This is a genomic window from Microbacterium indicum DSM 19969, assembly GCF_000422385.1.
GTDB classification, from domain to species: Bacteria; Actinomycetota; Actinomycetes; order Actinomycetales; family Microbacteriaceae; genus Microbacterium; species Microbacterium indicum.
On sequence record NZ_AULR01000001.1, the window covers coordinates 416,827 to 436,087 of the forward strand.

Genomic DNA, 19,261 nt, shown 5'->3' on the forward strand with positions numbered 1-19,261 from the left:
GTCCGACTCACTCGCCGCGCGAGACCCGGATCATCTCGTCGCGCGGGACGACCTTCACGCGCTCGCGGCCCTCGGGCTCGCCGAGCGAGACCTCGTGCGCGTCGAGGCGATGCCAGCCCTCGAGGTCGGTCCACTTCACGCCGCGGCTCTCGAGGAGAGCGGGGATCGCCTCCTCCGAGGGATCCTCGGGCCGCCACCACGAACCCTGGTCGTTGATCACGTGCGTGACGGTCTCCATCGCGTCGGACTTCGTGTGCCCGATGAGGCCGACGGGCCCGCGCTTGATCCAGCCCGTCGCGTAGACGCCCGGGATGATGTCGTTCGAGTCCTCGGCGAGCGCCTGGCCCTCGTGGTTCGGGATCACGCCGTGGCGCGCGTCGTACGGGACTCCGTCAAGCGGCGACCCGAAGTACCCGATCGCGCGGTACAGCTGACCCATCGGGATCTCGCGGAGCTCGCCCGTTCCCACGACGCCGCCCGCGCCGTCGGCCTTCGTGCGCTCGTAGACGAGGGCCGCCACGTTGCCGTCGGCGTCCTTCTTCACCTCGACGGGCTTCGCCCAGAAGTGCAGGTGCAGCCGGCGCGAGGCCTCGCCGCCGACGCCGTTCGCGCCGGGGCGCTGGCGCCACGACTGCAGCACGCGGTCGATGACCTTGACCTGCTTGTTCGTCTGCACGGCCTCCTTCGAGGCCTCGTCGTAGTCGAAGTCCTCGTCGTAGACGACCATGTCGACGTCGCGCAGCTCGCCGAGCTCGCGCAGCTCGAGCGGGGTGAACTTGACCTGCGCGGGGCCGCGGCGCCCGAACACGTGCACGTCGGTGACGGGCGACTCCGCGAGGACGTCGTACACGTTCGCGGGGATCTCGGTCGGGAGGAGGTCCTCGGCGTGCTTCGCGAGGATCCGCGCCGCGTCGAGCGCGACGTTTCCGTTGCCGATCATGCCGACCGACTGCGCCGTGAGCGGCCAGGTGCGCGGCACGTCGGGGTGGCCGTCGTACCAGCTGACGAAGTCGGCCGCGCCGTAGCTCTCGCCGGCGTCGATGCCGGGGATCGCGAGGTCGGCGTCCTTCGTCGCGCCCGTCGCGAAGATCACGGCGTTGTAGTGCTTCTTGAGGTCGTCGAGCGTGATGTCGGACCCGAAGCGCACGTTGCCGAAGATGCGGATGTCGCCGCGGTCGAGCACGTCGCGCAGCGCGTTGATGACGCCCTTGATGCGGGGGTGATCGGGCGCGACGCCGTATCGCACGAGGCCGTAGGGCGCGGGAAGGTGCTCGAAGAGGTCGATCGAGACCTCGAACGCGCGTTCTGCCTTGAGCAGCAGATCGGCTGCGTAGATGCCGGCGGGGCCGGCACCGACGATGGCGAGACGGAGCTTCGTCGTCATACGGCGGTTCCTTCACTCGGGAGACGGGCGGCCCTCGGGCCGCGGGGGAGGATCTGGCGGCGTCAGCTCGAGCGGTCGGCGAGCTGACGCGCGAATCGCGTGAGCGCCTCGCGCACGGCGCCGCGCGGCAGGACCGAGAGGGCCTCTACCGCCTCGGCGCTCCACCGCAGGGCGAGCTCGTGCGTGCGCCTCGTCGCGGCGCTGTCGCGCAGCTCGGCGATCTCGGCGTCGATGATCGAGGCGTCCTCGCCGGAGCGGATCCGTTCGACGCCCGCGTCGATGCGCGCCGCGAGGTCGCGGTCGGCGGGCTCCTCGCTCGCCTTGAGCAGCAGATACGGCATCGTCACGACCCCGGCGCGCAGGTCGGTTCCCGCGACCTTGCCCGTGTCGGCGCCGGGCGAGAGATCGATCACGTCGTCGGCGAGCTGGAACGCGACGCCGACCTTCTCGCCGAACTCGCGCAGCGCGGGGCGGTAGGCGGCGTCGGCGCCCGAGAGATGCGCCCCCGCCTGCGCGGCCGCCGCGATGAGGGATCCGGTCTTGTCGCTGAGGACCTGGATGTAGAACGCGATCGGGTCGTCGCCCTCGCCAGCGCCGACGGTCTCGTGCAGCTGTCCGATCACGAGCCGCTCGAAGGTCTCGGTCTGCAGCTCGACGGCGTCGTCGCCGCGGCGGCCCATGACGCGGCTCGCGCGCGAGAGCAGCAGGTCGCCGACGAGGATCGCGGTCGAGTTGCCCCACACCTTGTGCGCGGCGGGGACGCCGCGGCGGCGGTCGGCTCCGTCCATGACGTCGTCGTGGTACAGCGATCCGAGGTGCATGAGCTCGAGCGCGACCGCGGCGTCGACCACGGCGGGGGTCGCCCCGCCGCCGAGCTGCGCCGTGAGCAGCACGAGCATCGGGCGCACGCGCTTGCCGCCGGCCTCGAAGAGGTAGCGTGCCATGGCGTCGACGAGCGGGTCGGCCGTGTCGAGCTCGCGTGCCATCGACTCCTCGACCTCGAGGAGCCCCTTCTCGATCACCGAGACGAGCTTCTTCGCGCCCGGGCCCGCGAAGATGCGGTCGCTCAGGCCGAAACGGCTCGCCAGCGAGATCTCTGGCGATGCGCTGCTCGACGTCACGCGTCCACCCTACCGGCGCGGTTCCGCGCGATGACCGCGGATGACGGGGTCACGGCTTCGTTCCCCGGTGCAGCGCGACGATGCCGAACACGAGGTTCCGCCACGCGATCTCGCGCCAGCCCGCGTCGCGCATCCACCCCGCGAGCGTGCGCTGGTCGGGCCAGGCCGCGATCGACTCGTTCAGGTAGTCGTAGGCCTCGCCGTTCGAGCCGACGACGCTCGCCACCTTCGGGAGCACGCGGTCGTTGTAGAAGCGGTAGAGCGAGCGGAAGGCGGCGTTCGGCGGCGTCGAGAACTCGTTCACGACGATCCGCCCGCCTGGCTTCGTCACGCGGTGCATCTCGGCGAGCGCGGCGTGCGGATCCACGACGTTGCGCAGGCCGTAGGAGATCGTGACGGCGTCGAACTCGGCGTCGTCGAACGGCAGGTCGGTCGCGTCGGCCTCGACGAAGCTCAGCCCGCGGACGTCGCCGAAGCTGCGGCGCCCCTCGGCGAGCATGCCGGGCGAGAAGTCGGCCGCAACCACCTCGGCGCCCCGGCGCGCGAGGGACGCCGACGACTTCGCGGTGCCCGCGGCGAGGTCGAGGATCCGCTCGCCGGGCTGGGGGTCGACGGCCTGCGTCGTCGCGCGGCGCCAGGCGGCGTCGAGGCCGAAGGTCATCGCGACGTTGGCGGCGTCGTACCCCTTCGCCACCTGGTCGAACATGCCGCTGACGCGCGACGGGTCCTTGCCGAGATCGGCGCGGTTCGGGGAGGTCATCTGACTCATCTTCCTCGGTGCGGTGGGTCTACGCCAGCGCGTCGACGATCGGGCGGAACTTGACGCGGGTCTCGAGCAGCTCGGTCTCGGCGACCGAGCCCGCGACGATCCCGCCTCCGGCGTGGGCCGTGACCGACCGGGTCTCGCCGTCGGCCGCGCCGAACTGGGCGCCGCGCAGCGCGATGGCCCACTCGCCGTCGCCGTCGCCGTCGATCCAGCCGACGGGCCCCGCGTAGCGGCCGCGGTCGCTCTTCTCGATGCGGCGGATCAGCTCGATCGCCGCCTTCTGCGGCGTCCCGCCGACCGCCGCCGTCGGGTGCAGCTCGCGCACGAGGTCGAGCGCGCTCGCCCCGTTCGCGAGCGCGCCGCGGACGTCGGTCGCGAGGTGCCACAGGTTCGGGAGCTCGAGGGTGAACGGTTCGTCGGGCGCCTCGAGCTCGCTCGTGTGCGGGCGCAGCGCCTCGACGACGCTCTCGACGGCGAAGCGGTGCTCGGCGCGGTCCTTCTCGCTCGCCGCGAGCGCGAAGGGCGCCTCGTCGTTCTCGTCGGCGTCGGCGCCGCGGGGCCGGGTGCCGGCGAGGACGCGGGCCGTGACCTCTCCCCCGCGCACCGTCACGAGCGTCTCGGGGCTCGCGCCGACGGATCCGTCGACCGCGTAGACCCACGTGTCGGGGTAGTCGGTCGCGAGCGCGCGCACGAGGCGGCGCAGGTCGGCGCCGGCCGGGATCGTCCCGACGATGTCGCGCGCGACGACGACCTTCGACACCTCGCCGGCATCGATCGCGGCGAGCGCCTCGCCGACCGCGGCGGCGTGCGCCTCGGGATCCATCGCGCCCGGGCCGATGGCCGCCGACCACTCGGCGCCGAGGGGGGTCGGGCCGAATGCCGGATCCGGGGCGTCGGAGTCGGCGACGCGGATCCGGGTGACCCACGCGCGGCCCGCGCGGCGCCCGAGGACCACGGTCGGGACGATGAGCGTGCTCGGCGCCGCCGAGCACTCGTCGAACGCGAAGGCCCCGAAGCCCACGAGGCCCGTTCCGGGCAGGCCGACGGCGTCGTCGACGTCGGTCGCCTGGGCGATCGCCCGCCACAGGTCGGCGAGCGCCTCGAGCCGGCCGTCCTCGACGACGTCGATGTGCAGGAGGTCGGGGCCGGCCGCGACGAGGCCGTCGCCCCGGCGGATCCACGTGAGCGGGTTCGCGGGGTCGGCGGAGAGCAGGAGGTCGTCGGGCGCGATCTCGCGCGTCGTGGCGACGAGGCGCGGCAGGGAGATCGGATCCGTCACGCCCTCGATCCTATGGACGCCCGCGTTCATGACGGCTGGGAGACGGGCGAGGGCCTATCGTCGGAAGATGACCACCTCGACCCGCCCCGGCACCAAGATGCACGTGAACTGGCGCAAGTGGGACGGCGGGCCGCACTGGGTTCACGAGGTCGTGTACCTCGGCCGCGACGAGTGGGGCCACTGGTTCGGGCAGCTCACCGGGTGGCGCAGCCACCGCCCCGGACGCGACACGCTCCTCAAGACGAACTGCGTCATGCTGCTGCCCGATGCGCCCGGAAGCGACCACGGCGCCGAGTGGGTCCTCACCGTCAACGCGCCCCCGCAGCGCACGCGGATCTACATCGACGTCGCGTGGGACGCCCGCTGGGACGGCGACGAGCCGACAGCCATCGACATGGACCTCGACGTCGTGCGCCGCACCGACCAGCGCGGCATCTACATCGACGACGAGGACGAGTGGGAGGAGCACCGCGTCGAGTACGGATACCCCCTCCACGTCGTGAACCGGCTCGAGGGCGTCGCGAAGGATCTGTTCGATCGGGTGACGGCGCGCGAGGCCCCCTTCAACGAGGAGACGACCCGCCCCTGGTTCGACGTTCTCGAACAGCTCGATCTGTAGGCCCGCTGCCCAGCCGATCTGAGCACTCTGCCAAGTCTGCTCTGTAACGATTGCGCGGATCGAGAAGCGCGCCGACAATGGGTGGAATGACCACCACCGCGCAGCGCACGCCCGAGTACCGCATCCTGCACCACTCGCACGTCGAGAACGCGGTCGGCCTCGCGACGGGCATCGTCGTCGTCTCGCTCGGCCTGTTCCTCCTGCACTCGGGCGGCGACGTCACGGGAGGGACCGCGGGGCTGTCGCTGCTCCTGAGCTACGCGACGCCGCTGCCGTTCGGGGCGCTCTTCGTCCTCGTGAACCTGCCGTTCTTCCTCTTCGCCGTGCGCGGCCGCGGGTGGGGCTTCATCCTCCGCAGCGGGTTCTCGATCGCGGCGGTCTCGGCGCTCAGCTCGGTGTACGCGATGCCGCAGGTCCTCGGCCACCTCGAGCTCGACCCGTTCGTCGCCGCGATCATGGGCAGCGTCCTCGCGGGCGTCGGCGTCCTCGTGCTCTTCCGCCACGGATCGAGCCTCGGCGGCTTCAACATCGTCGCGCTGATCCTGCAGGACCGCTTCGGCTGGCGCGCGGGCTACCTCCTCATGTGCGCCGACACGTGCGTCGTGGCGCTGTCGTTCTTCGTCTCCCCCTGGCCGACGGTCCTGGCGTCGGCGATCGGCGCGATCGTCATGAACTTCCTGATCGCACTCAACCACCGGCCCGGCCGCTACGTCGCGAGCTGATCAGTCGACGTCGCCGCGCGGCACCCGGCGCCACGCGATGTACGCGGCCGCGGCGACGAGCACCGCGGCGATCGCCGACGTGCCCTGCATCGCGAGCGTGAACGCCTCGCGCCCCGACTCGAGGAGCGCGCCCTCGCCCGCGACGCTCGCGAGCTGGGCGAGCGACTCGTTCGCCGCCCGCGCGACCGACGCGTCGGTCCCCGCGGGGATCTCGACGAACGCGCGGTAGATCGCCGTGTTGACGGATCCGAGGATCGCGATCCCGAGGGCGGCGCCGAGCTCGTTTCCCATCTCGGAGATCGACGACGCAGCGCCGGCGCGCTCGCGCGGGACCGCTCCGACGATCGCGTCGGTCGCGACGGCCCCCGCGAGGCCCATGCCGAGGCCGATGACGACGAGGATCGACGCCATCCACGCGAACGACGCGGCGCCCTCGGCGAAGACGAGCCCCGCGAGGCCCAGCGCCATCGCGAGCATGCCGATCCCGAGCGCGTTCCCGCGGCCCCAGCGGCGCACGATCCACGCGACCACCGCGACGACCGCGACGCCGCCGATCGCCATGGGGAGCTCGCCGAGGCCCGCCTGCAGCGGCGAGAACCGCCGCACGAGCTGCAGGTACTGCGAGTAGAAGAAGAGCAGGCCCGTGCCGGCGAAGATCGCGATGACGTTCGCCGCCATGGCGCCGGAGAACGCCGGGTTGGCGAAGAGCGCGACGTCGACGAGCGGCTGCTCGAGCCGCCTCTGCCGCCTGACGAAGCCCCATCCGGCCGCGCCGCCCACGAGGATCCCGGCCCACGTCGCCGGGCCGAGGTCGGCGTGCGCGAGCTGCTTGATGCCGTAGACGACCGGCACGATCGCGAGGAACGAGAGCACGACCGACGCGAGATCGATCCGCATGGGGTTCGGGTTCCGCGACTCGGGGACGAGGATCGCGCCGCCCACGACGACGAGGACCATGACGGGCACGTTGATGAGGAAGACGGATCCCCACCAGAAGTGCTCGAGGAGCGCGCCGCCCACGAGCGGGCCGAGCGCGGATCCGGCGGTGAAGCCGACCGACCATACCGAGATCGCGAGCGTGCGCTGCTGCGCGTCGCGGAACATGTCGCGGATGATCGACAGCGTCGACGGCATGATCGCGGCGCCCGCGAGGCCGAGGAGGGCGCGGGCCGCGATGAGGATCCCCGACGTCGGGGCGAACGCCGCGAGCACCGAGGCGATCCCGAAGGACGCGGCGCCGATGATCAGCATCCGTCTGCGCCCCACGCGGTCCGACACGTTGCCCATCGTGACGAGGAGGCCCGCGATCGCGAACGAGTAGATGTCGCCGATCCAGAGGACCTCGGTCGCGCTCGGCTCGAGCGCCCGCGTGAGCGCGGGCACCGCGAGCGCCAGGACCGTCGCGTCGACCGCGAGCAGCACGATCGCGAGAGTCAGGACGACGAGCGCCGACCATTCGCGTGCGCCCGCGCGGCGGGCCGTGAGTTCCGTTGTCGCCATGCCGATAACTATACCGACCGGTCAGTATAGAAACTGGGCAGGAGCCGAGCATCGCCCGGGTATCGTGGGGCGACATGAGCAGGCCGAGCGCGCGAACCACGATCGTCCGCGGAGCGATCCGGGTCGCCGCCCGCACGGGCCTCGGCGCCCTGACCTTCGACGCCGTCGCCGAGGAGGCGGGCGTGACGAAGGGCGGCGTGATCTACCACTTCCCCACCAAGGACGACCTCGTCCGCGCGACGGTGCAGGAGATCATCGACCAGTGGGACGACGACGTCGAGCGGTACCTCGACGAGCCCTACGCGTCGGCCTCGCGCGAGGATCGGATCGTGGCGTTCATCCTCTCGTCCGCCACGGCGGGCACGGGGATCGACGGGGTCGGCGAGCTCTCCGCCCTCGTCGACGTCATGCGCGACGAGAGCTACGTCGAGATCTGGCTGAGCCTGCGCGACAAGTGGGTCGGCGACATCGCGACCCTCACCCGCGGCCAGCAGATCGCCCTCGCCGCCGCCGACGGCATCTGGGTCGACGAGGCGATGCAGCAGGCCCCGTACCCCGCAGGCCAGCGCGACGAGATCCTCGCCGAGCTGGCCCGCATGGCGCGGGGCTAGGCTCCGCGCGCCAGAATCTCGCCCGCGTCGCGGAGGAAGCCGAGGGGATCCGCGATCGCCCGCTCCGCGGATCCCGCGAGAGCCGTGAGCGACGCCGTCGCGGCGAACGCACCGGCGTCGCCGTCGATGGATCCCGCGGCGAGCGCGACGGGGACGCCCGCGGCGCGCGCCAGCTGGGCGACGTGCGCGGGGGCCTTGCCCGCGGCCGACTGCCCGTCGAAGCGTCCCTCGCCCGTGACCACCAGATCCGCGCCCGCGATGTCGCCCGCGAGGCCCGTGAGCTCGGCGATCTCGGCGGCGCCCGGGACGAGCTCGGCTCCCCACGCGAGGAGGCCGAAGCCCGTGCCGCCCGCGGCGCCCGATCCCGCCGCCTCCGCGAGATCCTGCCGCTCCAGCACGGCGGCGAGGCGCGCGAGGCCCGCGTCGGCCCGGGCGATCCCCGCCGGGTCGAGGCCCTTCTGCGGGCCGAAGACAGCCGCGGCGCCGTTCGGGCCCGTGAGCGTGTTCGTGACGTCGCTCAGGACGAGGACGCCGCCGTCGGGCATCGGGCGGAGGCCCGAGAGGTCGGCCGTCGCGACCTCGTCGAGGCCCTCGGCGCCCGGCGCGATCGAGGCGCCGAACCCGCCGAGGAAGCGGGCGCCGAGGGCCGTGAGAGCCCCGACGCCGCCGTCGGTCGACGCGCTGGATCCGATCCCGAGGACGAGGCGAGAGACGCCAGCCGTCAGCGCCGCGGCGATCGCCTGGCCGAAGCCCAGCGTCGACGCCGTGAGCCCGCGGCGCTCGTCGCCGAGCAGCTCGATGCCCGAGGTGCTCGCGAGCTCCACGACGCCCGTGCCGCCCGGGAGGTCGTCGGTCGCGGGGAGGCGCAGCCACGCCGCGTCGACCGGAAAGCCCGTCGGGCCCGTGACGCGCACGGGGACGCGCTGGGATCCGTCGACCGCCTTCTCGAACGCGTCGAGGGTCCCCTCGCCCCCGTCGGCCATGGGGCGCAGCGCGAAGCTGTCGGCGGGGGCCGAGCGGATCCATCCCTCGGCGAGCGCGACCGCGACGTCGGCCGCAGCCGCGGACCCCTTGAAGCTGTCGGGTGCGATGACGATGCGGCGCGCGGTCATGCCGCCATCGTCTCGGCGAGGCGCGCCTTCTCGTGCTCGACGTCGAAGTCGGCGGCCGGCCACTGCGGGTCGATCCCCTCGAGCGTCTCGAGCAGCAGCGCCTGCACCGCGAGACGGGCGAACCACTTGCGATCCGCGGGGATCACGTGCCACGGCGCGACGTCGGTCGAGGTGCGCTCGAGCATGACCTGGTACGCCTCCTGGTACTGGGGCCAGAGCGCGCGCTCGTCGACGTCGCCCGGATTGAACTTCCAGTGCTTGTCGGGGCGGTCGAGGCGATCCATGAGCCGCTCGCCCTGCTCGGCGTACGAGAGGTTCAGCATGACCTTGACGACGCGGGTGCCGCCGTCGACGAGGCGCTTCTCGAAGTCGTTGATCGTGCCGTAGCGGCGCTCGATCTCGTCACGCGGGGCCAGCTCGCGCACACGGCCGATGAGGACGTCCTCGTAGTGCGATCGGTCGAACACGCCGATGTAGCCCGGGCGCGGAACGCGCTTCTCGATGCGCCAGAGGAAGTCGTGCTCGCGCTCCTCCGGCGTCGGCGCCTTGAACGCCGCGAGCTCGACGCCCTGCGGATCCACGCCGCCGACGACGTGGCGGACGATCCCGCCCTTGCCCGCCGAGTCCATCGCCTGCAGCACGAGCAGCACCGAGTCCTTCGCGCCTCCGGCGTGGCCGGAGGCGAAGAGCCGCTCCTGGTACTCGGCGAGCTGGTCGAGGCCGCGCGCGAGGTCGCGCTCACCGTCGGCCTTGTCGCCGTCGTACCCGGGCGTCGCGCGGGCGTCGACATCGCTCAGCTGGAACCCGCGCCCGACCCGCAGCGCTTCGAGGGCGTCCTTGCCCCATTTCATCTGACTCTTCGCGGTCATGTCCTCAGTCAACCGCATCCCGCGCCGGGCGTCGGCGCATGACGACGGCGGAATGTCCCCGAGGCCCCGCGACACGCCGCCTCCGCGCCCCGGAGCACCGGATCTGCCGTCGTCCTGCGCCGGCCCCGCCCGGCCACCGGCCGCCGTGCCCCGCCGGCCCGGCTCGGCTGCGCCCAGCTCGGCAGAGCCCCGCCCGCCGGCGCACCGCTCACGGGAGCCCCGCCCGCCGGCGCACCGCTCACGGGAGCCCCGCCCGACCGCCGCCGCCGCCGCCGGCCGAGCACGACTACGGCAGGATCCCGCCGACCACCCCCGACACGCCGACCTCGGCTCTGCGGTGTGCGATCTCCGCCGTAGTCGTGCACTCGCCGTCGTCCGGGCGTCGATGCCGCGGCCCGCGACCACGACACACAGCTCCCCGGGCGGCGGCACCGCGCGCGCCTGCGCACGACGACGGCAGATCTCGCCGCCACGGGCCGCGGAGCGGCGTGTCCCCGGGAGTCCGCGGCTTTCCGCCGTAGTCGTGCAGCCGGGTGGGCGGCGGGCCGTGGCCGGGGCTGCCACGACGACGCCCGGCTGACCCGGACCGCGGGCGCCCCGGATTCCGGCCCAGCCGGCGCCCTTCGCCGCCGGCCGCGCCCGCCGAGCAGCCGCCGCCCGAGGCACCGCCCGGGCACGACGACGGCAGGATCGCGTCGCCCTCCCCCGACACGCCGACCTCGGCCCCCGAGAGCGCGATTTCCGCCGTATTCGTGCACCGCGGGGTGGCAGCAGCCGCCGCCGTCCGGGCGGCGGCGGAGAGCACGTCGTCGCGGGAGGGCCCGGCCGCGGGACAGCACTCCGCGGGCGGGCACGACCACGGCAGAAACCAGCCGCGAGGCCCCGACACGCCGAGTGGGAGGCCGGACGGGCGGAATCTGCCGTAGTCCTGCGCCGCGGGTGCGCGGACAGACGGACGGGCGGCGGGTCAGCGGGCGAGTGGGATCTCGACGATCTGCGGGCCCGCGACGGGCGACGTCAGGGCGACGTCGAGCTCGGACCGGGTCGTGGCGCGGATGTGCTGCCACCCGTACGCCGCCGCGAGCTGCGCGATGTCGACGGCGTGCGGAGTGAACTGCACGCGGTCCATCGCGTCGGCCCCCGCGACCGATGCCACCTCGAGGCCGTCGAAGATCGTGCCCCCGCCGTCGTTGCCGACGACGAGCTGGATCCGCGGCGCCGTCTCGCCCGGCGGGAGCAGGAGGGATCCCGCGTCGTGCAGCAGCGCGAGGTCGCCGATGAGCACGCGCGTGACGCCGGGCCGGCCGCCACGCTGGCTCGCCGCGGCGATGCCGATCGCCGTCGCGATCGTGCCGTCGATCCCCGCGAGCCCGCGGTTCGCGTGCACGGGCACCTTCTTCCCCACGAGGACGTCGTCCGCGACGCGCACGAGCCGGCTCGACGCGAAGACGAGGCGGTCGTGCGGCCACGTCGCGCGCCAGACGCCGGCGACGAGCTGCTCGCGGTCGAGCGGCGTCCGCACAGCCGCCATCTCGGCCTTCACGGCGGCGAGGCGGAGCTTCGGATCCCGCGACGCGAGCCCGTCGCTGTCGGGAGCGGCGGGCTCGAGATCGACGGCGTGCGCGTGCGACCAGTCGCTCCACGCCCGCATCCAGGCGCGATCCGCGTCGCCCGGCGCGATGGCGACGGCGTCGGCCGCGCGGGTGCGCCCGTTGAGGTCGAGCGGCTCGTCGGTCGCCGTGAGCGCCACGACGTCGAGGTCGCCGCGCTTCAGGAGCGCCGTGATCTCGCGGTGCAGCGTGGGGTGCCCCACGACGACGACCCGCTCGATCCGTCCGCCGAGCGACTCGTCGCGCAGCGCCGCCCGGAACCCGTTCACGGCGTGGCGCCCGTAGCGCGACCCGCTGACGATCTCGGCCAGCAGCGGCCATGCTCCCTGCGCCGCGACGATCTCGGCGTCTTCCCCCGCGTCGGCGCCCGCGACGACGACCGTGCGCGGCCCGCGCTCGAGGACCGTCGGCTCGGGCGGATCCGGGATCAGCGTCTGCGCGTACGCGACGGTGTCGGAGGCGGATCCGTCGCGGAACCACGCGGGCAGCTCGCCCGCGAGCGGCTCCCGGAACGGAAGGTTGAGGTGCGCGACGCCCTGCACGCTCTCGGCGGCCGACGCGACGAAGGCGCGCGCCGCGAGGCGACGGAACTCCCCCGCCTCGCCGTCGTGTCCGTCGGGAGTCGCGGCGTCCTCGGCGAAGCGCGCCGCGGATCCGAAGATCCCCGGCTGGCGGGTGGCCTGGTTGGCGCCGACGCCGCGCAGCTCGGGCGGCCGGTCGGCGGTGAGCAGGATCATCGGGACGCCCGCGTGGTGCGCCTCGAGCGCGGCCGGAAGGAGGTTCGCGACGGCGGTTCCGGAGGTGCAGATCACGGCGGCGGGCACGCGCGTCTCGCGGCCGATGCCGAGCGCCGTGAACCCCGCCCCGCGCTCGTCGATGCGCACGTGCAGCGCGATCCGACCCTGCCTCTCGAGCTCGGCCGCCGCGAGCGCGAGCGCCTGCGACCGGGATCCGGGGCTCACGACGACGTCGCGCACCCCGAGTGCCACGAGGGCGTCCAGCAGGGCCGCGGACGCCTCGGTCGCGGGTGAGGTCATGCGCCGACGCCGCGCGGGCCGTCGCCCTCGTCGTCGGGCTCGTCGCCGCTCGGCTTCTCGGGGTCGAACGACTCGCTCTGGAAGCGCTCCTCGGCGTCGAGCATCGCGATCTCCTCCTCGAGGCGGCGGATCCGCTCGTCGGAGGCAGCGAGGAACGACGGGTCGTCGTCGGGCGCGAGCACCGGCGAGGCGGGCTGCTGCGCCTGGCCGCCGCGCGAGCGGCCGATCGTGAGCCAGAGGATGCCGCCGATCACGGGCACGAGGGTGATGACGACCCACACGCCCTTCGGCGCCCCGCGATGGCGCGACTCGGGCTGGACCGCGCAGTCGACGATGCAGAACACGGTGAAGACCGCCGCGGCCACGGCGAGGAGGATGAGAAGTCGGGCCACGTCTCCATCTTACGAGCCGGTGGCCAGGGTCTCTTCCTACGATGGAGGCGTGAAGATCCGCTCCGTCATCCTCTACTCGGTCCTGCGCATCCTGTTCTTCGTGGTGCCGCTCGCGATCCTGCTGGTCTTCCCCGTCTTCCAGTCGCTGTGGTGGCTCGCCGTGATCTTCGCGGCGCTCATCGGCGTGAGCCTGTCGATCCTCGTGCTCCAGCGCCCGCTCGGGCAGGTCTCGGAGGGGATCTACGACCGCCGCCGGACCAAGAAGACGAAGAAGCCGCACGCGAAGACGGCGCGCGAGCTCGACGAGGACGTCGAGAACGACGCCAACGAGCGGATCCAGGGCGAGAAGATCGACTGACCCGCCGGGTCAGGGCGCGCTGCGGCCGAGGCGCCAGTAGCCCGAGAAGGTGACCGACTTCTTCGGCACGCCGCGCTCGCCCACGAGGTGGCGGCGCACACCGGACGCGAGGGCCTGCTCGCCGACCGCGAAGCCGTAGAGGCCCTCGGGATCGACCTCCAGGGCGCGCGTGAGCGGCAGCGCGGCGGCGCCGGGGACGGATCCGGCCGGCCTGACGAGCCAGTGCACCGCGACGCCGTCGGGCGCGTCGACGTCCTGCCGGTCGCGCTCGTCGAAGAGCTCGATGACGGCGTCGCCGACGCTGTCGCGCGGCATGTCGCGGAGGATGCCGAGCGCGGCAGGCAGGCCGCTCTCGTCGGCGACGATGAGGTGGCGCGACGCCTCGGGCACCGGCGCCCAGCCGCAGCCCTGGTCGATGAACGCGACGCGCTCGCCCGGTTCGACGCGCGCGGCCCAGGGGCCGGCGATGCCGTCGTCGCCGTGCACGACGAAGTCGATGTCGAGCTCGCGCTCCTCGGCGCGGAAGGCCCGCACCGTGTAGTTGCGCACGACGGGACGGGATCCCTTGGGCACCCGCAGGTACTTCAGGTAGCCGCCGACTCCGAAGCGCTGGGGCATGCGGTCGAGCCCGCCTTCGCCGTGCACGGGGAGCGCGAGCCGGAACCACTGGTCGAAGCCGCGATACGCGAAGCGCGCGAGGTCGTCGCCCCCGATCGTCACGCGGATCATGTGCGGCGTGACGCGCTCGCGGCGCAGCGCCTCGGCCTGCACGAGCCCGGAATCGGCGTGCGTGACGGTGATGTTGCTCATGGGACTCCTCGCTCAGATAAGGAGACCCTAACCTAGCCGATCAGCGCCCAGGCGAAGAAGATCCCGAACACGGGGCTCGCGAACGAGGTGAGAGCGAGCGCCGTGATGAGCTCGCGCGGCGTCTTCGCCATCCAGACGATGAGGATCGCGGGCCCCGCGAGGACCAGCGCGAAGAACACGAGCCACGCGATCGGGTAGAAGAGCGCGACCCACGCCGCGATCGCGAACGCGAGGCCGACGAACACCGTGTAGAGGATCTTCGTCGCGAGCGGTCCGACGACGACGCTCAGGGTGCGCTTGCCGGCCTGGCGGTCCTGGGGGATGTCGCGCAGGTTGTTCGCGAGGAGCACGGCGCAGGCGAGGAATCCCGTGGCGATCGCGCCGAACCAGCCCTCCTGCGTGAGGAACTGCACCTGGGCCCACATGGTCCCGAGCGTCGCGACGAGCCCGAAGAAGACGAAGACGAAGACCTCGCCGAGCGCGTTGTAGCCGTAGGGGCGCTTGCCGCCCGTGTAGAACCAGGCCGCGACGATGCACGCGGCGCCGGCGATGAGCATCCACCACTGCTGCGTGCGGATCACGATCGCGAGGCCCGCGACGGCGGCGATCGCGAAGAAGACGAGGGCGACGACGAGGACCGAGCGCGACGAGACGCGCCCCGATGCCGTGAGGCGAGCGGGGCCGACGCGGAAGTCGTCGGTGCCCTTGACGCCGTCGGAGTAGTCGTTCGCGAAGTTCACGCCGATCTGCAGCGCGACGGCGACGACGAGGCACGCGAGGGCGATGACCCAGTGGAAGAGGTGCTGCTCGTCACCCGAGATCGCGGCGCCCGTGCCCACGAGGACCGGGGTGATCGAGAGGGGCAGGGTGCGCAGGCGCGCGGCGCCGATCCAGTCGCCGAGGGTGATCTTCTTCATCGGCTGCGCGCCGCCCGGTCCACCCCGCTTCGCCGGGTTGCCGCTGACGTGCTTGAGCTGCTTGGTCTTCGCCACGAGCGTCGATCGTATCGGGGCCGGTCATGCGTTCGCCGAGACGAGCTCCCGAAGCGCGCGCCTGTCGGGCTTGCCGCTCGCGAGGCGCGGGATCTCGGCGATCGTGACGAGGCGGTCGGGGCGGGCGGGCTTGCCGATCTCGCGCTCGACGGCGGCTCGGGCCGCGGTGAGCAGATCCGGCGCGCCCGTCGTGACGATGACGGGCGTCTGGCCCCACCGCTCGTGCGCGCCCGGCACGACGACCGCGTCGCCGAGCCCCGGGATCTCGCGGACGGCGGCCTCGACGCGGTCGAGCGACACGTTGACCCCGCCCGACACGATGACGTTGTCGATGCGGCCTGTGACCGAGACGACGCCTCCGGCGACGGCCCCGGCGTCGCCCGTGCGGTACCAGCGCACCCCATTCTCCTCGGGGAATACATCAGCCGTGCGGGACGGATCCCCGAGATAGCCGTCGGCGAGGTTCGGCCCCGTGATCCGCAGCTCGCCGTCGACCGACCGCACCGTCACGCCGCCGAGCGGGACCCCGTCGTAGACGCAGCCGCCGCTCGTCTCGGTGGATCCGTAGGTGCGGACGACGCGCGCACCGAGGGCGATCGCCCGTTCGCGCAGCGCTTCGGGCAGGCGCTGCCCGCCGACGAGTATCGTGTCGAAGCCCGCGAGCGCGCGGGCGATGAGCGGGTCTCGCTCGCCCGCGTCGACCAGCGTCTGCAGCTGGGCCGGCACGAGCGAGGTGAGCCGGGGCACGCGGGATCCGTCGGCGTAGGAGTTCATGCCGCCCGCGGCATGCGCGAAGGACTCGGCCGTGAACCGGCCCGCGAGGATCGCGGGGTCGCGGCCCGCGACGAGGGCGCGCACCATGACCTGTACGCCCGCGATGTATCCGCCCGCGAGCGGCAGCAGCCAGTGCCCCTCGCCGATCTGCTCGGCCGTCGCAAGGGCCGACGCCGTGAGGGCCGAGCGCGAGAGGACGACCGACTTCGGCACCCCGGTCGATCCGGAGGTCGTCAGGACGACGGCAGTGCCGGCGGGGACCTCTTCCGGAACCTCGGCGTCGCCGAGCGCGATCGCGGGACCCGCCCCGAGCACCGCACCGCGCAGGGCGCGCAGCAGGTCGCGCGGATCTGTCGACGTCGCGCGCTCGAGCCTCATGACGCCACCATCGCACGATCATCCGACACCGCACCATCGGCGACGAGCTCGTCGACGAACGGCGAGGGCGACGCGCCCGCCACGAGCGTGACGTCCCGGCGGGCCCGCGTGAGGGCGACGTAGAACAGGCGCCGCTCCTCGGCGAGGGGAAAGGGATCCGCCTCCGGCAGCACGAGCGAAAGGAGCGGATCGTCGCCGCGGCCCGCCCCGAAGCCGTCGCTCGCGATGATCGCGTGGTCGGCCTCGAGGCCCTTCGCCGCGTGGGCCGTGCGGAACGAGACGTCGAGGTTCTCGGGCATCTGCGCCGGGACGATCCGCTCGTCGCGGCGGAACCGCCCGATGACGACGACGCTCCGCCGCTCGCCCGCGCGGGCGATCTCCGCGAGCCGCTCGGCCACCGCCGCCCGCGGGTCGTCGGTGCGGACGAGCGACACGGGATCCGGGTGGCTGTTCTGCGAGCGCACGCTCTTGCGCAGCTGGCCGGGGTTGCGCTGGACGAAGCAGCCGGCGATGCGGGCGAGCTCGCGCCCTCCGCGGAAGGTGCGGGTGAGCCGCAGCGTCTCGGCGCGCCCGAAGGTCTCGTCGAAGCGGGTCATGGCCGTGAGGTCGCTGCCCGCGAAGCGGTAGATCGACTGCCAGTCGTCGCCGACGGCCGTGAGGAAGGTGTCGTCGCCCTGCAGAGCCGCGACGAGGCGGGCGCGCGAGCGCGACGCGTCCTGGAACTCATCGACGAGGACCACGCGGTACGGCGAGGCCCATCTCCCCCGCTCGATGAGGTCGGCGGCCCGTGCGAGCATCTCCTCGAAGTCGACGGACCCCGTGGCCTTCAGGTGCGCGTCCCACGCGTCGCGCACGCGGATGACGACCCCGGCGAACGCGCGGGCGCGATCCGGATCCTCAGCCTCCTTCGCGCGCCGCCACAGCTCGGTCTTCGTGAGCCTGCCCGCCCGCGCGTGGGCGACGGCGGTGCGGACGAGCTCGCGGTCGAAGCCGTCGACGTCGCCGAGGACCTCGTCGTCCATCTCGGCGACCTCGGGGCGGGATCCCGTCGCCTCGGTGATGACGCGCAGGCCGAAGGCGTGGAAGGTCTGCGCCTCGACGCCCGCGGGGATCCCGGCGCGCTCGAAGCGGTCGTCGGCGCGCTCCTGCAGCTCGCCCGCCGCGGCCTGGTTGAAGGCGAGCATGAGGATCCGGTCGGGATCCGCGATGCCCCGGTGCACGGCCCACGCGGCCTTCGCGATCATCGTCGACGTCTTGCCCGATCCGGCCGCCGCGACGAGGAGGACCCTGTCGTCGAAGGCCACGACCGCGCGCTGCTGTTCGTCGGTCAGCGGCAGCGCCTCGATCGACCGGAAGAACTCCCGTTCCGCCTTCTTCAGGCGCGCGAAGGTCCGCTCGTTCTCGGCGGCGACCGCCTCGCGGACGGATCCCTGCGCGTCGACCGCGAGCACCGCGTCGCGCCCGACGTCGTCGAGCCCACCGCGCCGCGCCTCCGCGACGAGCCGCGCGAACTCGGGGGCCTTGCCGGCGACGACGGCCGCGCGGATCCCGTCCCATTCCGCGACGAAGCGCTCGGGGATCCACCTCCCCGCCTCGGCCTCGGCGATGACGGCGCGGCCGAACGCGCCGAGCCAGTCGACGCACATGCGCTCGAGGACGCTCGCTCCGATGGCGCGCTCGAGCTCGTCGCGGTCGCGGCGCGACAGGCCGCGCAGGTTCTCCCCCGTCTCGGGGACGACGATCTCGTGCCACAGCCCGCGCGTTTCGAACGCGAGGTCGACGGGGGCGATCGATCGCCGGATAACCCGCTCGCCGACCCGCATCGCGATGCCGTCGCGATCGACGTGCACCGCCCAGTCCTGCGGCCGCGCGAGGATCCGCGCCCATCGAGAGGGGCCCGCCTCGCGCATCAGGGGCGATCCGAGACGTCGGGATCCTTCTTGAGCAGGCACCGGATCCATCCTGCCCCCGGCGGCTGGGAGCGGAGGGCGCAAGACCGGCCGATCAGTAGTGATACGGGAACCGCCCGAAGTCGGGGTCGCGCTTCTCGAGGAAGGCGTCGCGGCCCTCGACGGCCTCGTCCGTGCCGTAGGCGAGGCGGGTCGTCTCGCCGGCGAAGAGCTGGAGGCCGACCATGCCGTCGTCGGCCGCGTTGAACGCGTACTTGAGCATGCGGATCGCGGTCGGCGACTTGCCCAGGATCGTGCGCGCCATCGCGACCGCCTCGGCCTCGAGGTCGGCGTGCGCGACGACGCGGTTGACGGCGCCCATCTCGTAGGCGCGCTCGGCCGAGTACTCCTCTGCGAGGAAGAACACCTCGCGGGCGAGCTTCTGGCCGATCTGCTTCGCGTAGTACGCGGATCCGTACCCCGCGTCGAAGGACCCCACGTCGGCATCGGTCTGCTTGAACCGGCCGTGCTCCCGCGACGCGATCGTCAGGTCGGCGACGGCGTGCAGCGAGTGCCCGCCGCCCGCGGCCCAGCCGGGGACGACGGCGATGACGACCTTCGGCATGAAGCGGATCAGCCGCTGAACCTCGAGGATGTGGAGGCGCCCCGCGCGGGCGGGATCGTCGACGGAGGCCTCGTCCTCGGAGTACTTGTACCCGTCGCGTCCGCGGATCCGCTGGTCGCCGCCCGAGCAGAACGCCCAGCCGCCGTCCTTGGGGCTCGGCCCGTTGCCCGTCAGGAGGACGACGCCGATCTTCGGATCCGTGCGCGCGATCTCGAGCGCGCGATACAGCTCATCGACGGTTCCCGGGCGGAACGCGTTGCGCACCTCGGGGCGGTCGAACGCGACGCGGGCGATGCGGCCGTCGAGCGACACGTGCGACGTGATGTCGCGGTACCCCTCGGATCCGGGCGCCTCCGTCCAGATCGACGGGTCGAAGATGTCGGAGACGAAGCGCTCGGTCATGGGTTCCAGGG

General features: G+C 73.2%; 18 protein-coding genes. 4 read left to right on the plus strand and 14 right to left on the minus strand.

Annotated features, from left to right (window positions below; genetic code table 11):
• Positions 1 to 7 precede the first annotated feature (7 nt).
• The 4 genes from H576_RS0101935 to H576_RS0101950 form a co-directional block, all read right to left on the minus strand.
• Positions 8 to 1,384: an FAD-dependent oxidoreductase gene (locus H576_RS0101935; protein WP_029149515.1), complete on the minus strand. Its 1,377-nt coding sequence runs from the start codon at positions 1,382 to 1,384 to the stop codon at positions 8 to 10.
• Between the two features lie 62 nt (positions 1,385 to 1,446).
• A complete protein-coding gene (locus tag H576_RS0101940) occupies positions 1,447 to 2,505 on the minus strand; it encodes a polyprenyl synthetase family protein (RefSeq protein ID WP_029149516.1) in 1,059 nt (352 codons plus the stop codon).
• A 49-nt stretch (positions 2,506 to 2,554) separates the two neighbouring features.
• The gene (locus H576_RS0101945) at positions 2,555 to 3,265 is read right to left on the minus strand and encodes a class I SAM-dependent methyltransferase (RefSeq protein ID WP_029149517.1); all 711 of its coding nucleotides are present in this window, start codon (positions 3,263 to 3,265) and stop codon (positions 2,555 to 2,557) included.
• 28 nt (positions 3,266 to 3,293) lie between these two features.
• Positions 3,294 to 4,550 (minus strand): isochorismate synthase, encoded by a 1,257-nt coding sequence (locus H576_RS0101950; protein WP_245559091.1) that lies wholly within the window; start codon positions 4,548 to 4,550, stop codon positions 3,294 to 3,296.
• Between the two features lie 67 nt (positions 4,551 to 4,617).
• On the opposite strand from H576_RS0101950, the gene H576_RS0101955 reads away from it, so the two are divergent.
• Entirely contained in the window at positions 4,618 to 5,169 is a 552-nt protein-coding gene (locus H576_RS0101955; protein WP_029149519.1) for a DUF402 domain-containing protein, read from the plus strand.
• A gap of 86 nt (positions 5,170 to 5,255) precedes the next feature.
• Positions 5,256 to 5,891, plus strand: coding sequence for a YitT family protein (locus H576_RS0101960; protein ID WP_211215756.1), 636 nt, complete (start codon positions 5,256 to 5,258; stop codon positions 5,889 to 5,891).
• Here H576_RS0101960 and H576_RS0101965 read toward each other — a convergent pair whose 3' ends face one another.
• Entirely contained in the window at positions 5,892 to 7,391 is a 1,500-nt protein-coding gene (locus tag H576_RS0101965; RefSeq protein ID WP_029149521.1) for an MFS transporter, read from the minus strand.
• 74 nt (positions 7,392 to 7,465) lie between these two features.
• Here H576_RS0101965 and H576_RS16035 point away from each other — a divergent pair, with 74 nt between their 5' ends.
• Positions 7,466 to 8,002, plus strand: coding sequence for a TetR/AcrR family transcriptional regulator (locus tag H576_RS16035; RefSeq protein WP_029149522.1), 537 nt, complete (start codon positions 7,466 to 7,468; stop codon positions 8,000 to 8,002).
• Here the strand turns inward: H576_RS16035 and H576_RS0101975 are convergent.
• The 4 genes from H576_RS0101975 to H576_RS0101995 form a co-directional block, all read right to left on the minus strand.
• The gene (locus H576_RS0101975; RefSeq protein ID WP_036318647.1) at positions 7,999 to 9,114 is read right to left on the minus strand and encodes a glycerate kinase; all 1,116 of its coding nucleotides are present in this window, start codon (positions 9,112 to 9,114) and stop codon (positions 7,999 to 8,001) included. The genes H576_RS16035 and H576_RS0101975 overlap by 4 nt on opposite strands.
• Positions 9,111 to 9,983: a polyphosphate kinase 2 family protein gene (locus H576_RS14000; protein WP_036318650.1), complete on the minus strand. Its 873-nt coding sequence runs from the start codon at positions 9,981 to 9,983 to the stop codon at positions 9,111 to 9,113. The genes H576_RS0101975 and H576_RS14000 overlap by 4 nt, the downstream gene beginning before the upstream one ends.
• 967 nt (positions 9,984 to 10,950) lie before the next feature.
• A complete protein-coding gene (gene menD / locus H576_RS0101990; protein ID WP_029149525.1) occupies positions 10,951 to 12,630 on the minus strand; it encodes a 2-succinyl-5-enolpyruvyl-6-hydroxy-3-cyclohexene-1-carboxylic-acid synthase in 1,680 nt (559 codons plus the stop codon).
• Entirely contained in the window at positions 12,627 to 13,022 is a 396-nt protein-coding gene (locus H576_RS0101995; protein ID WP_029149526.1) for a PLD nuclease N-terminal domain-containing protein, read from the minus strand. The genes menD and H576_RS0101995 overlap by 4 nt, the downstream gene beginning before the upstream one ends.
• Positions 13,023 to 13,071: 49 nt before the next feature.
• Between H576_RS0101995 and H576_RS0102000 the strand changes: the two genes are divergently transcribed.
• Complete coding sequence (locus H576_RS0102000) at positions 13,072 to 13,380, plus strand: DUF4229 domain-containing protein (RefSeq protein ID WP_029149527.1); 309 nt, start codon at positions 13,072 to 13,074, stop codon at positions 13,378 to 13,380.
• 9 nt (positions 13,381 to 13,389) lie between these two features.
• Here H576_RS0102000 and H576_RS0102005 read toward each other — a convergent pair whose 3' ends face one another.
• From H576_RS0102005 to H576_RS0102025, 5 genes are read right to left on the minus strand one after another with little or no spacing between them, the layout of a single operon-like run.
• Positions 13,390 to 14,190 carry a siderophore-interacting protein gene (locus tag H576_RS0102005; RefSeq protein WP_029149528.1) on the minus strand — a complete coding sequence of 267 codons (801 nt, stop codon included), beginning with the start codon at positions 14,188 to 14,190 and terminating at the stop codon, positions 13,390 to 13,392.
• A 32-nt stretch (positions 14,191 to 14,222) separates the two neighbouring features.
• Positions 14,223 to 15,182 carry a 1,4-dihydroxy-2-naphthoate polyprenyltransferase gene (locus tag H576_RS0102010; protein ID WP_029149529.1) on the minus strand — a complete coding sequence of 320 codons (960 nt, stop codon included), beginning with the start codon at positions 15,180 to 15,182 and terminating at the stop codon, positions 14,223 to 14,225.
• Positions 15,183 to 15,206: 24 nt separating this feature from the next.
• Complete coding sequence (locus H576_RS0102015) at positions 15,207 to 16,334, minus strand: AMP-binding protein (RefSeq protein ID WP_029149530.1); 1,128 nt, start codon at positions 16,332 to 16,334, stop codon at positions 15,207 to 15,209.
• Positions 16,331 to 18,286: a UvrD-helicase domain-containing protein gene (locus H576_RS0102020; protein ID WP_169564289.1), complete on the minus strand. Its 1,956-nt coding sequence runs from the start codon at positions 18,284 to 18,286 to the stop codon at positions 16,331 to 16,333. Before H576_RS0102020 ends, H576_RS0102015 begins: the two co-directional genes overlap by 4 nt.
• A 52-nt stretch (positions 18,287 to 18,338) precedes the next feature.
• Entirely contained in the window at positions 18,339 to 19,250 is a 912-nt protein-coding gene (locus H576_RS0102025) for a 1,4-dihydroxy-2-naphthoyl-CoA synthase (protein WP_029149532.1), read from the minus strand.
• Positions 19,251 to 19,261 lie beyond the last annotated feature (11 nt).